This window comes from Flavobacterium branchiophilum NBRC 15030 = ATCC 35035 (assembly GCF_002217205.1).
Classification (GTDB): Bacteria; Bacteroidota; Bacteroidia; order Flavobacteriales; family Flavobacteriaceae; genus Flavobacterium; species Flavobacterium branchiophilum.
Window position 1 is genome coordinate 1 of sequence record NZ_MUGT01000139.1, and the last position, 13,430, is coordinate 13,430.

Annotated in this window: 9 protein-coding genes; 5 read left to right on the top strand and 4 right to left on the bottom strand. The window is 31.4% G+C overall.

Translation table 11 applies throughout. From position 1 onward, the window contains the following. The first annotated feature begins 277 nt into the window (after nt 1–277). Together B0A58_RS13695 and B0A58_RS13700 are read left to right on the top strand one after the other, a co-directional pair. Nucleotides 278–958 carry a hypothetical protein gene (locus tag B0A58_RS13695; RefSeq protein WP_089081529.1) on the top strand — a complete coding sequence of 227 codons (681 nt, stop codon included), beginning with the start codon at nt 278–280 and terminating at the stop codon, nt 956–958. Nucleotides 959–1,013: 55 nt separating this feature from the next. After that, the gene (locus B0A58_RS13700) at nt 1,014–2,912 is read left to right on the top strand and encodes a T9SS type B sorting domain-containing protein (protein ID WP_165766352.1); all 1,899 of its coding nucleotides are present in this window, start codon (nt 1,014–1,016) and stop codon (nt 2,910–2,912) included. A 4-nt stretch (nt 2,913–2,916) separates the two neighbouring features. On the opposite strand, the gene B0A58_RS13705 is transcribed toward B0A58_RS13700, so the two are convergent. Continuing rightward, nucleotides 2,917–4,440 carry a hypothetical protein gene (locus B0A58_RS13705; RefSeq protein WP_089081531.1) on the bottom strand — a complete coding sequence of 508 codons (1,524 nt, stop codon included), beginning with the start codon at nt 4,438–4,440 and terminating at the stop codon, nt 2,917–2,919. Between the two features lie 206 nt (nt 4,441–4,646). Here B0A58_RS13705 and uvrA point away from each other — a divergent pair, with 206 nt between their 5' ends. Continuing rightward, the gene (uvrA, locus tag B0A58_RS13710; protein WP_089081532.1) at nt 4,647–7,478 is read left to right on the top strand and encodes an excinuclease ABC subunit UvrA; all 2,832 of its coding nucleotides are present in this window, start codon (nt 4,647–4,649) and stop codon (nt 7,476–7,478) included. Between the two features lie 377 nt (nt 7,479–7,855). Further along, entirely contained in the window at nt 7,856–8,584 is a 729-nt protein-coding gene (locus tag B0A58_RS13715; RefSeq protein ID WP_089081533.1) for an LOG family protein, read from the top strand. Between the two features lie 63 nt (nt 8,585–8,647). On the opposite strand, the gene B0A58_RS13720 is transcribed toward B0A58_RS13715, so the two are convergent. Both B0A58_RS13720 and B0A58_RS13725 read right to left on the bottom strand, forming a co-directional pair. Next, the gene (locus B0A58_RS13720) at nt 8,648–9,898 is read right to left on the bottom strand and encodes a dihydroorotase (protein ID WP_089081536.1); all 1,251 of its coding nucleotides are present in this window, start codon (nt 9,896–9,898) and stop codon (nt 8,648–8,650) included. Further along, complete coding sequence (locus B0A58_RS13725) at nt 9,895–11,820, bottom strand: vWA domain-containing protein (RefSeq protein WP_089081534.1); 1,926 nt, start codon at nt 11,818–11,820, stop codon at nt 9,895–9,897. The genes B0A58_RS13720 and B0A58_RS13725 overlap by 4 nt, the downstream gene beginning before the upstream one ends. Before the next feature lie 115 nt (nt 11,821–11,935). On the opposite strand from B0A58_RS13725, the gene B0A58_RS13730 reads away from it, so the two are divergent. After that, entirely contained in the window at nt 11,936–13,042 is a 1,107-nt protein-coding gene (locus B0A58_RS13730; RefSeq protein WP_089081535.1) for a lactonase family protein, read from the top strand. A 186-nt stretch (nt 13,043–13,228) separates the two neighbouring features. On the opposite strand, the gene B0A58_RS16530 is transcribed toward B0A58_RS13730, so the two are convergent. Beyond that, a complete protein-coding gene (locus B0A58_RS16530) occupies nt 13,229–13,387 on the bottom strand; it encodes a hypothetical protein (RefSeq protein ID WP_014083937.1) in 159 nt (52 codons plus the stop codon). Between the last annotated feature and the right edge of the window lie 43 nt (nt 13,388–13,430).

Consider the following 13,430-nt stretch of genomic DNA (forward strand, 5'->3'; position numbering starts at 1 on the left):
TATTCATATTAATTTACAAATATTGATATTTAATTTAAAAAATAAGATTGTATTTTAAGCTTAATAAAAAAAAAAAAATCAAATTGGATTATACGTTTTGTTTTAAAGAAATTAACAATAACTTTGGTATAGTTATGAGATTTGCAAATTTAAAAATAGTATTTTTTTGCTATTAGACAAACGGTTCAGTTGTTCGGATGAATGACAATAACTTTGCAAATCTATTATTTAACTATTAAAATTTCAATAACAATATTAAAAACAAAATTTGTAAGTAATGCAAAAACAACAATCCAAACTGAAAAAAAATTTTGCCCGTATTTATTCATCACAAAAAATTATTATTCTAATTTCCATTCTTAATTCGCTATTTGCAACTGCACAAAGTCGATATGAAACCAATGAATCTTATAAAATTTTTGTAGGGATCAATATTGTTGACGATTCATATACAAAAACCAATAAAGCTTTTAACATCGATGAAGAATGGAATATGGCAACATATCCTTCGTATTTTGGTTTCAACATGCATGTTATTGACGATTTTAGTGCCGAAAGTGTTGTTACTTTCAATCAATACAAATCGGGTAAACTCGTTAATGGAAAATACATCAATAAAGCTATGGAATATTTTGCCATAGATGTCATGGCCAAATATGAATTTAGAACGTTTTATGAACCCTTATTTGAAATTCACAATTTTTCCCCATTCTTAGTAACAGGTTTAGGTATGAGTACCATCAATAATAAAATATATACCAATTTGAATTATGGATTTGGATTTTATTTTTGGTTTAGAGATGATTATACGGATTGCAATTGTGGAAGTAGTTTTGGACTTACAAAATTCGTTAAAAACCTTGGTATTGTAGCTCAAACAATTGGCAAATCTAATTTGAATGGTAGTTCCGAGGGCAATCACATTCAACATACAATTGGATTAGCATATCGTTTTTAATAAAATTTAAGAGTTGTTCATGAGGTTTTTTGTTTTTTTTATTTATTTTTACAACATGAAATTAAAAACACTGACCCTATTTTTTATACTTTTTTGCCATTTTCATGTTGTTCAGGCCCAACTTGGATTTTGTACAGGCACTAAAGGAGATCCCATATTTACTGAAAATTTTGGTTCAGGATTAGATTTTGGCCCAGCTTTAAACCCTGGTATAACCTCCTATACTTTTATAAATGGCACACCAAATGATGGGCAATATACATTACATTATCGAACAAATTTATACAGTTCATGGCACAATTCGTTAGATCATACTCCTGATACAGATGTGAATGGATATAATGGTAAATCGCTGATAGTAAATGCAAGTATTGCCCCCAATTATTTTTTCAAAAAAGTAGTAACCAATTTATGTGTCAATACTACTTTCGAGTTTTCGGCTTGGTTGATGAATGTATATAATGCTGCATCTGTTGGGGCTTGTAGTGGTACTGGAATTCCAATAAATGTAACATTTGAAATTTGGGACGAAACAGAAACCACATTGTTACAATCGGGCAACACCAATGCCATTCAAGGCACTAATGCCCCCATTTGGACTCAATATGGATTGGTATTTACTACTGCCAGTAACCAAACGTCTGTTGTATTGAAAATGAGAAATAATGGAGCAGGAGGTTGTGGCAACGACTTGGCCATAGACGACATCATGTTTCGTTCGTGTGGCGATTTGGCACAAATAAAAACAGCTGGAGTCAATAGTAATTTTATGAATATTTGTCAGAATCAATTACCAAATGACATTCAATTACAAGTAGAAATAAACAATCCTAATAACCATGTTTATCAATGGCAAAAAAGTAATGATGCCATCAATTGGACTGCCATTTCTGGTGCCAATTCCACAAGTTATTGGGTTACCAATTTTAGTACTACAACTTATTATCGAGTTAAAATTGCGCAAGATATTTCTAATTTGAATAATGATTTTTGCTCGACAGTAACTCCAGAATTCGGAATTCATATCATATCAATTCCAAATGCTCCAACGAGTTTAGGAAATAAAACGTATTGTATTAATGAAATTAATAAAAGTATAGCTGTAAGTGTAAATACTAATGAAACTACAAATTGGTATGGTAGCCCCACGGGCAACGATTTGGTGCTTGCCAATTCAAATGTATTGATACCTTCTAGTTCAGGAACTTATTATGCCGAAGCAAAAAATATAAATTCATTGTGTATTTCAAACACCCGAACACCTGTTACAATTCAATTGGTAGATGTTCCTCAATTAGGGGCCAATCAAAATGTCCTTATTTGTCCAAATGAGTCTCTTTTACTTACTGTAAATGTAGAAAATGCTACTTATTTATGGTCAAATGCTGCTACAACACCATTTATTTTTGTGAATCAAGCAGGGGCTTATACTGTTACAGTTACCATTGCCAATAATTGTTCCAGCACCAAAACGTTTTTTGTAACACAATCTGTGGTTCCAAAAATCGCACAAGTGATTACAGAATTTAGCACGGTAACCATCATTTGTGAAAACCAAGGCCCATTTGAATATTCGTTAGATGGCATTCATTTTCAAAATTCAAATACATTTTACAATGTAAGTGGTGGATTAAAAAAAGCTTATGTTCGCACAACAAATTCTTGTAATATTCCAGATGTCAAAGCGTTTGTTTTGGTACAAATTCCTAATTTTTTTAGTCCAAACAACGATGGAATAAACGATTTTTTTGAAATTGAAAATGCTCAGGATTTTAGAAACTTCCATTTTTATATTTTTGACAGATACGGCAAATTGATACAAAAACTATCAACCAGTAACTCCCGTTGGGATGGTAAATATTTAGGCCTAGATTTGCCAGCAGCCGATTATTGGTATAACGCAAATTTTGAAGACACCATCCAAATATCAGGTCATTTTTCAATTTTAAGATAAAAATTTAATGATACTGATAAGCACCAAGATTGGGATTGACATTACGACTATAATTTAATATATCATTAAAATTAGCATAATTCACATTAACAGGGATAGTAAGTGCTTGCGAAAGCCACAATTTGTTTTTGGAAACATTAACAAAATTAGGATTCAAATTCTTTTTATTGCCATTTTGTTCGTTTCTGATGCTTTCATAAAGTACGTTTGTGGCTATTTGAGTATTGGCATCATTAAATTTGAATAACGAATGATTAAAATTAAAATTAAATAATTTGCTGTCGTTTTTACTTAAAAACAATGCAACATTATTGCTACCATATACTATACAATTTACAAAATTGCAAGCCACCAAATCATACGGAACTTGTTGGTTATTAGCATTTAAAATATAATTATCAATATACAAAGCTACTTGTTGCGAATTTGACCAATTGTTGTTTAAAGTACAATGAACAAAATTATAAATGCCACCAGTTGTACAGGCTAAAGTAGCTTGTCCTGCATTATTTATTACAACATTTTTAGCATCAATTTGAGCTTTTCGTCCTAAAATACCATAATTAGTACAATCATAAATTTGAGAATTTTGTATATTCAAATTACAATCAACTGCAAAAAGACCTATGGTTGCATTTTTTAAAGTAAGATGATTGATCGTATTATTTAAACTACCTTGTCTTAAATATACAAAACCCCATTGTCCCGCAACATCGCTAAAATTGGGTTCCAACCGATCGCCTTCAAAAACAACTTCATTTTCCAAATTAGGCCCCGTAGAAACTGTTCCTGCAATGTTTAGTGTAGCATTATTTTGAACAATTAAACCCGATTCCGCATGAAAATGTACCCTTGCCCCCGCTGGAATATACAATGTTTCACCATCTGGAACACTTGCAAAACCATAAATTACATAAGGTTTATCTGTTTTAAATTGAAATTCATTTCCGTTTTTCAAATGATCATGTTGCAAGTTTCTGCCCCAAATATTTACGGTATTATTAGCAGCATCTATCCCAAATGGAACAGATTCATAAGTGCCATTTACTTTATTTGGAAAAATAAAATAAGCATCCTGAATTAAGGTTACCAAATCTACTTTTTGCAAATTCGTTCCAGAATCAAATTGAATTTCATCTGTATATAAAAAATCAGTCGGATTTGCATCGGTTATATTAGCAGTAGTTTCTATAAAAATATACAAACTATCTTTTGCTAAAAGTTCTACATTACTAAAAACTTTACCAGTACTTCCTACATCTCCAGTCATACCATCTACAGTAATTCTGTATTTTGAAGCATTTCCTTTTGCTAATTTTATTACGGGTATTTTAATGTCTTTTGCACTTCGATTATACACTTTTAAGGTGTAAGTACTAGAACCTATATCTGAAAAAACAGTATCTAAATAAATTGTTTTTTCTGAAAAAGCTAAAGTACCATTACTTGCAACAAACTCAAAATCGTTCCTACAAGATATCAAAGCTAATAAAATAATTAAAGGCAAAAAAGAAGCAATGTATTTCATATCAAAATTTTATTAAAAAGGAATGAAAAAAATTATTTTATAGCTTTTCAAACCATGTAATTTCATGTTGCAAGCAAAAATACAATTTTATTTATTTTAATTTAAAAAAAACTACAATTAATGCGTGATAAACATGTCAATATAACTCAAAATTACAATAAATATTATTTCAAAAATTATATCTTTGCTTTTTTACAGATAAAAATATGTTGGATTCAGAAAACACAATCGAAGTTTTAGGTGCAAGGGTACACAATTTGAAAAATATTGATATTTCGATACCAAGAGATCAATTGGTAGTAATAACAGGGCTTTCAGGTTCAGGAAAATCGTCATTGGCATTTGACACCATTTATGCAGAAGGACAACGCCGGTATATAGAAACTTTTTCGGCCTATGCCCGTCAATTTTTAGGGGGGTTAGAACGTCCAGATGTAGATAAAATAGATGGTCTTTCGCCAGTGATTGCTATTGAACAAAAAACAACAAGTAAAAGTCCTCGTTCGACAGTTGGTACAATTACAGAAATATATGATTTTTTGAGATTACTTTTTGCACGAGCTGCCGATGCTTATAGCTACAATACAGGCGAAAAAATGGTTTCCTATTCCGATGAACAAATCCAAAATTTGATACTTAAAGAATTTGACCACAAACGAATCAATATTTTAGCTCCCGTTATTAGAGCCAGAAAAGGACATTATGCCGAACTTTTTCAACAAATTACCAAACAAGGATTTTTAAAAGTTAGGGTTGATGGAGCAATAAAAGACTTGGTAACTGGCATGAAGTTAGACCGATACAAAACCCATGATATTGAGATCGTTATAGACAGGATGCAAATAGACAACTCTACAGAAATTACAAAAAGACTGTCAGAAAGTATCAAAACTGCTATGAAACACGGAGAAAATGTGATGATGGTATTAGACCAAGATAGCGGCAATATGCGATTTTTTTCGAGAAATTTAATGTGCCCAACATCCGGAATTTCCTATCAAAATCCAGAGCCCAATTTGTTTTCTTTCAATTCACCAAAAGGGGCTTGTCCTCATTGCAACGGACTTGGCACTACAAACGAAATTAATATCAAAAAAATAGTTCCCGATGCCAAATTGTCGATAAAAGCAGGAGGATTTGCCCCTTTGGGCGACTATAAAAACAATTGGATTTATAAACAATTAGAAAATATTGGCGAAAAATACAATTTTAAAATAACCGATCCAATCGAAAAAATTTCTGACGAAGCAATGGAAGTGATTTTGAACGGTGGGCATGAAAAATTTGTAGTAGCCTCAAAAATATCTGGCGTTTCAAAAGAATATAAAATTGAATTTGAAGGCATTTCAAATTTTATTAAAAATCAATATGACGAAAGTGGTTCTGCGGTCATCAAACGATGGGCAAAAGAATTTATGGACGAAATTAACTGTAGTGTATGTAATGGTACAAGACTACAAAAAGAGTCATTGTATTTTAAAATCAATGAAAAAAATATTGCTGCATTATCAGATATGGATATTGCAGATTTAACCGAATGGTTTGCCACGTTAGACCAATATTTATCTGAAAAGCAGCAACAAATTGCCAAAGAAGTGGTAAAAGAAATCAAAGACAGATTGGCATTTTTAATGAACGTAGGGCTCAATTATTTGGCATTGAGTAGAAGCTCCAAATCGCTATCAGGAGGCGAGGCCCAACGCATCAGATTGGCAACTCAAATTGGATCGCAGTTGGTTGGTGTATTGTATATTTTAGACGAACCCAGCATTGGACTGCATCAAAGAGACAACGAAAAATTGATTCGTTCACTCGAAAATTTAAGAGACATTGGCAATTCTGTTTTGGTTGTAGAACACGACAAAGACATGATAGAACGTGCTGATTATGTGATAGATATTGGTCCAAAAGCGGGTAAGTTTGGAGGCGAAATCATTAGCAAAGGTACTCCAAAAGCGTTGTTGAAACACAATACGCTAACGGCACAATATTTGAATGGACACATGAAAATTGAAGTACCCCAAAAACGTAGAGCCGGCAACGGACATTTTTTGAAATTAAGTGGTGCAACAGGCAATAATTTGAAAAATGTAACTATTGAATTGCCTTTAGGTCAGCTTATTTGCGTTACAGGAGTGTCAGGAAGTGGCAAATCGACTTTAATCAACGAAACCCTCTACCCTATTTTGAATGCCCACTTTTTTAATGGGGTTAAAATTCCAAAACCTTATAAAAAAATAGAAGGTTTAGAACATTTGGACAAAGTAATTGACATAGATCAAAGCCCAATTGGCCGAACTCCACGAAGTAATCCAGCCACATATACAGAAGTATTTTCTGAAATACGAAATTTATTTACGCTTACCTCTGAAAGTATGATTAGAGGATATAAAGCTGGTCGATTTAGTTTTAATGTAAAAGGTGGACGCTGCGAAACCTGTGAAGGATCGGGAGTGCGAACTATCGAAATGAGCTTTTTGCCCGATGTTTATGTATCGTGCGAAACGTGTATGGGCAAAAGATTTAATAGAGAAACACTTGAAATTAGATACAAAGGCAAATCTATTGCAGATGTTTTGAATATGACCGTAGATGAAGCAGTTCCTTTTTTTGAAAATGTTCCGAAAATTTATCGAAAAATAAAAACCATTCAAGATGTAGGTCTAGGCTACATTACACTTGGACAACAAAGCACTACCCTTTCGGGAGGCGAAGCACAACGCATTAAATTGGCTGGCGAATTGAGTAAAAAAGACACGGGAAATACCATTTATATATTAGACGAGCCCACCACTGGTTTGCATTTTGAAGACATCAGAATTTTGATGGAAGTCATTCAAAAATTAGTAGATAAAGGCAACACCATCATCATTATAGAGCACAACATGGACGTGATTAAACTGGCAGACTATATCATAGATATTGGGCCTGAAGGAGGTAAAGGTGGTGGCCAATTGGTAGCCAAAGGTACACCCGAAGAAATAATCAAAAACAAAAAAAGTATTACGGCCGCTTTTTTGAAAAAAGAATTAAGATAAAAAAGATTGTTTATATTTATGATGTCTGAAATTATTAAATTTACATACAAATAATCCTAAATTCAAATACGAGATAACAAAAAGAAAGTTGAAAAATAAGCACTAATAAAAAGTATTAACATAAAAGAATTAAAAAAAGAACATCTCTCTGTTCTTTGAAATCCTTGTTTTACTATGAAATATATCGAAATACTTGGAAATGGCACATTGAGAATGATAAATGATTGGAAAAAAACATAATTATAAGAATTTTTTTTTGGACTGATAAATATGCAGTATATATACATTATATTATAAATAAATGTGGTAATTTTACCATTAAATAATATAATACTGTTAAATAAAGTGATTAATAAATTAATTTTAGAAAGTAAAATATGAGACTAGAAGATTTTGACAACGACGAAGACAAAGTAATTCAAGACAAATTAAAGCAAAAAACTTGGAACGAAATTAGAACCAATGACAGTTGGGCTATTTTCAAAATCATGTCTGAATTTGTAAATGGCTACGAAACCATGGGTAGAATTGGCCCATGTGTAACTATATTTGGGTCTGCAAGAACCCAACATGATACAAAATATTACACATTAGCCGAAAAAATAGCTTACAAAATAAGCAAAGCAGGCTATGGTATTATTACAGGTGGTGGCCCCGGAATTATGGAAGCAGGCAACAAAGGAGCACATCTTGGAGGAGGCACCTCGGTTGGTCTCAATATTGAATTGCCATTTGAACAACATTTTAACCCCTACATAGACCGAGATAAAAACTTAAACTTTGATTATTTTTTTGTAAGAAAAGTGATGTTTGTTAAATATTCTCAAGGGTTTGTAGTCATGCCTGGAGGATTTGGTACTTTAGACGAACTTTTTGAAGCAATAACGCTAATTCAAACCAAAAAAATAGCGAAATTTCCTATAATTTTAGTAGGTTCAAGTTTTTGGTCGGGGTTAATTGATTGGATTAAAAATGTTTTAATTGATACTGAAAAAACGGTTAGTCCAGAAGACCTAAATCTAATCAAAATTGTAGATAACGAAGACGAAGTGGTACAAGCATTAGACAGTTTTTACAAAAAATATACACTAAGTCCTAATTTTTAATAAAAAATTAAAAAAATTACCAATTAGATGTTGATGAAAAGTAACATCTAATTGGAATTTATTTTATAATACCAATATGGAATTATGATAAATTCCATACACGGTTCCTTTCATTTTTTGATGCAAAAAAATAGCGTTTTTCGATTTTGAAAGTATGTCTTTTTCTTCAAAAATCCATTCTTTTTCAGGATTAAACAAAGTAATATTGGCTTTTGACCCTATGCTAATTGACTGTTTTTCAATACCAAACACACTTTTTGATGCTGTAAATCGATCAACCACCACTTCCAAAGGCAGTACCTGAAGCAATGCACCAAATGCCGTTTCTAACCCAATCGAACCATATTTAGCCAAATCAAATTCCATTTTTTTATATTCAATATCTATTGGATTATGGTCTGATGTTATCATGTCTATAGTACCATCTAAAACCCCATTTATCAATGCTTTACGATCATGATCTGTTCTCAGTGGGGGCAAAACTTTGTAAATAGTGTCAAATTCTTGTAACTTGTTATCTGTCAATACCAAATGGTGTACACTTACACTACAAGTAACTTGCAACCCTTTAGCCTTAGCTTCTTTTATTAAACTAACAGATTTTTTAGTAGAAATAGTTGGAATATGTAATTTTCCGCCTGTATATTCTAATAAAAATAAGTTTCGAGCTACTTGAATCTCTTCTGCTATATTGGGAATTCCTTTCAATCCCAATTGAGTAGCTTCTATACCTTCATTAACTACTCCATGTCCTTTTAACCAAGAATCTTCGGAAAAGGCAATTACCAAGCCATCAAAATCTTGAGTGTATTGTAAAGCTATTTTTAATAAATTAGGATTTTCTATGTTTTTATTATAATCGCCAAAGGCTATTGCTCCAGCATTTTTCATATCAAATAATTCGGCCAAATCCTTACCTTCACTTTTTTTGGTTAATGCTCCAATTGGGAAAATAGCTACAGCTTGGTTTTGTGCTTTTGATTTTACAAAATACACCTCCGATTGAGTATCGATAACAGGCTGTGTGTTAGGCTGTAATGCCAATGCCGTAAAACCAGATTTTGCTGCAACATGCAAACCGTTTGCTATGGTTTCTCGATCCTCAAAACCAGGCTCACCAAAACAAACACTACTATCAAACCAACCTTGAGAAATATGTAAATTTTCGAGCGAAATTTCCTCATATTTATCATGATTATCAAGCTTAAAACCTATATTTTTAATATACCCCTTTTCTATCAAAACATCAACATCTTGCTGATGAAATGGGCTTTCACTATCTATTACTTTGGCGGAACGGAGAATTAAATTCATTTTATAAATTTTTGAATAATTATTTCTAATATCAAACAAATTAAAGCCAATACAACAAAGATTTTCCAAACAAAATTGTCTGTTCTATCACTTTGAAGTGTACTAAAAAATGCTTCTAAATGGTTTATTTTTTTAAAATCAGCATAAGCAGCTGCATTGTGTATAGATAAATCACTTTCCGTTCGTTGGTGGTTAAAACTTATGTTTTTTAGTAAGTTTTCTTGATTATAAACACCAAAATTACCCGCATTTTGAGGTAATTCATTAAAGAAAAGTTTTACTTTGCGCTGCCCAATTTGCTGTTCAGGTATAAAAGACTCTTGTTGGTTTTTTATACTTAACACCTTATCTTTATCAACCGTTTCCTCGACATAAAAAGGCAAATCATAGCCAATATTAAAAGTTTCAAATCCAGTTTTTTGATTGTGAATTCCCATTTTATAAAACACAGGAACTATGAGCGGTGCGTTTTGAAAATTTGATATTTTTTTATTTAAAGGCGATGCAAAAATGAATATTTGTGCCAATGGATTTTGTAACTGAACCAAAAAAGGGCTTTGATCATCAAAATTCAAAATCCAACTTCCTGGGTTTTGAATTTGTAATGATTTTTTTGAAAAAGGGTATTGGAAATTAGTCATTTGTTTTTCAAATACATTTTGAAATATGGGATGCGAAAAATTGATTTTTTGAATTAATTTTTCTTGTTCGTTCCAATCTAAAAAAAGACATGTGCCCAATTGTTTCAAAAAAGCATTAAAAGATGTATTGTTCTGATTTTCTGAAGGAATAATTATCAAGCTGCCACCATTATTAACAAATGTAAATAACGTATTTTGAATCGATTGTGATAATTCGTCTAGTTCATTTAAAATGATAACATCTTGATTTTCAAGTTCATTAAATTGAATTTGATGTACCTCTTGTTGTTTGAATTCAAATGAATCTGAAGTATAGATTTTTTTCAAAAAACCGTTATTGGCAGCATTGCCAATAGAAAGTACACGGCTCAATTTTGGGGTGGACAAACTAAAATAATATGTATTATCGTACAATAATCCGTTATCTTGAATTTGAGCAAAGCCATGAAAATCTTTTTTAGGAATTGTAAATTTTTGTAAATGATCTATGCCTTTATGTTGAATAATGGTTTTACCAACCATTTTGTTTTGGTCCATTATAGTCAATGGAATGTCTTGAAAATCAGATCCAAAATACTTGGTTTTTACAGTAATTTCATAAAAATTATCAAGCTTTTGGCTTATATAAACACTATCAATAGACACGTTGTTTTGTTGTTCGGCCGTTGGGTTGATAAAATAATAATTTTCATTTTCTGGATTTTGTTGAAACGGGGCAACGGTTCCAATTGCATCCGAAATAACCACTATATCTTTTTTATGAGATACTTGGTGCGTACGTATTTGCGACAAAGCAACAGATATATCAAACTTTTTTGTTGAATAAGTAATGTTTTGTAACTCTTTTTGTAAAGATTTGATATCGGTATCCCAAAAAACAGCGTCGTTTGTAAATATTGAAAACTTAATGTTGTCTGGTGTGTGTTCCAACAATTCTTGAATTGTACGTTTTAATAAAGCTCCTTGCTTGCCTTTTGCTTGCATACTGTAAGAATTATCCAATATAATGTACAAATTGTTTTGAGCATTTTTATAATCTTTAGATAAAAAATAAGGTTGAGCAAAAGCTACAATCAAACACGTCAATAACAACAGCCGACAAGCTAATAAAAGCCATTTTTTGATAGTAGCACTTTTTCTAGTTTGTAAATTAAGTGCTTTTAAAAACTTTACGTTTGTAAAATATTCTGTTTTAAATTTTCTTAACTGAAACAAATGAACCAATATTGGAACTAAAAGTAATAAAAAACTATAAAAAATTTCAGGATGTTTGAATTGCATACTTATTTTTATTTGGTCAAAAATACTACTTTTATTTTTGTTCTCTAAAAAAAAATTAATTTAATCGATTATTAAGTTAAAAAAATTATATTTGTAACAACTAAACTCGATAATAATGAAAAATTACTTATTCATTTCGTGCCTATTTTTTGTATTTGCTAAAAATGTTGCTCAATCAAAAAAGTTAAATTTGTGGGTTGGCACTTACACACAAAATTGTCAAAGTGATGGCATATACTTATATGAATTTGATGAACAAAATGGCAATTCCAAACTCGTTACCCATAGCCAAACAGTAGTCAATCCTAGTTATTTGAGTTTGTCAAAAAATAAGAAAACACTTTATGCAGTAAATGAAAACGGCCCACAAAGTACGGTAAGTGCCTTTGATGTAAAAGCAAATCAAATTATTTTTCAAAACAGTCAAGCTTCAAAAGGAGCCGATCCATGCCACATTATCAACGACGAAAAAAATGTTATTGTAGCCAATTATTCTGGAGGAAATATTACTGTTTTTAAAAAAAATACTGATGGAAGTTTATCCGAAGCCCAACAAGTAGTGCAGCACCAAGGCAAAGGATTTAATGACAAAAGGCAACAAAGTCCACACGTACATCAGGTTGTTTTTAGTCCTGATAATCAATATATTCTATCAAACGATTTAGGATTAGATAAAATATATTTGTACCAATACAATCCCAATCAAACCAAAGATATTTTAACAAAAAAAGACAGTGTTTTATTAAAAAAAGGCGCTGGCCCAAGACATTTGACATTTGATAATAAGGGAAAATATGTATATGTACTTCAGGAATTAAATGGCGTTTTGAGTGTGTTTGAATATCAAAAAGGACAATTAAAATGGATACAGGACACAAGTGTAGTTTTGGCCACATTTGAAGGCGAAACCAGTGCAGCCGATGTGCATATTACAAAAGATAATCGATTTTTGTATGCCACCAACAGAGGTACTGCCAATACCATTTCGTGTTTTGAAATTGGCAACGATGGCAAGCTTACATTTTTAAGAAATCAAAGTACAAATGGCAAAGGCCCACGTAATTTTGTACTTTCTCCTAATGACAAATACTTACTTATAGCCCATCAATATACGAATACTATTGAAGTTTTTGAACGCAATAGGCACACAGGAACCTTAAAAAACACCTCAAAATCCATTGCACTTTGTTCGCCCGTTTGTTTAATATTTGATACCAAATAATTTAGATTTTTTTAAATAAAGCATTAGGAACATAACTATAATTTTAGATCAATTCATAAAAAAATCTTTTCATTTTTCTTGTATCATTTTCAATATACTAATTTTATTTACTAACTAAAATTCGTTGATTACAATTCATTGCTCGGCTTGCAGCCGCAACGAAAATCTGGCTGTTGGCAGAGCTACTTATTTTGCCCATTGTTTAGGTAAGCCTATTCTCTCAAATGTTTTATTAGCCTTTTCCAATTTGTCTTTAAAAAGATTTAAATTGTCAAACTTATTTAGAGACTTGTCCAATACAACAATTGGAGTTTTTCTATTTTTTAATTCATTTATATCCTTCATATTAAAAAAATTAAATATTTATATTTCAATGTCGTTAAGTTAA

Excerpts from the sequence above, each read along its gene's own strand:
- B0A58_RS13700 (WP_165766352.1), top strand. The coding sequence starts at position 1,014 with ATGAAATTAAAAACACTGACCCTATTTTTTATACTTTTTTGCCATTTT.
- B0A58_RS13695 (WP_089081529.1), top strand. The coding sequence starts at position 278 with ATGCAAAAACAACAATCCAAACTGAAAAAAAATTTTGCCCGTATTTAT.
- uvrA (WP_089081532.1), top strand. The coding sequence starts at position 4,647 with ATGTTGGATTCAGAAAACACAATCGAAGTTTTAGGTGCAAGGGTACAC.
- B0A58_RS13725 (WP_089081534.1), bottom strand. The coding sequence starts at position 11,820 with ATGCAATTCAAACATCCTGAAATTTTTTATAGTTTTTTATTACTTTTA.
- B0A58_RS13720 (WP_089081536.1), bottom strand. The coding sequence starts at position 9,898 with ATGAATTTAATTCTCCGTTCCGCCAAAGTAATAGATAGTGAAAGCCCA.
- B0A58_RS13705 (WP_089081531.1), bottom strand. The coding sequence starts at position 4,440 with ATGAAATACATTGCTTCTTTTTTGCCTTTAATTATTTTATTAGCTTTG.
- B0A58_RS13730 (WP_089081535.1), top strand. The coding sequence starts at position 11,936 with ATGAAAAATTACTTATTCATTTCGTGCCTATTTTTTGTATTTGCTAAA.
- B0A58_RS13715 (WP_089081533.1), top strand. The coding sequence starts at position 7,856 with ATGAGACTAGAAGATTTTGACAACGACGAAGACAAAGTAATTCAAGAC.
- B0A58_RS16530 (WP_014083937.1), bottom strand. The coding sequence starts at position 13,387 with ATGAAGGATATAAATGAATTAAAAAATAGAAAAACTCCAATTGTTGTA.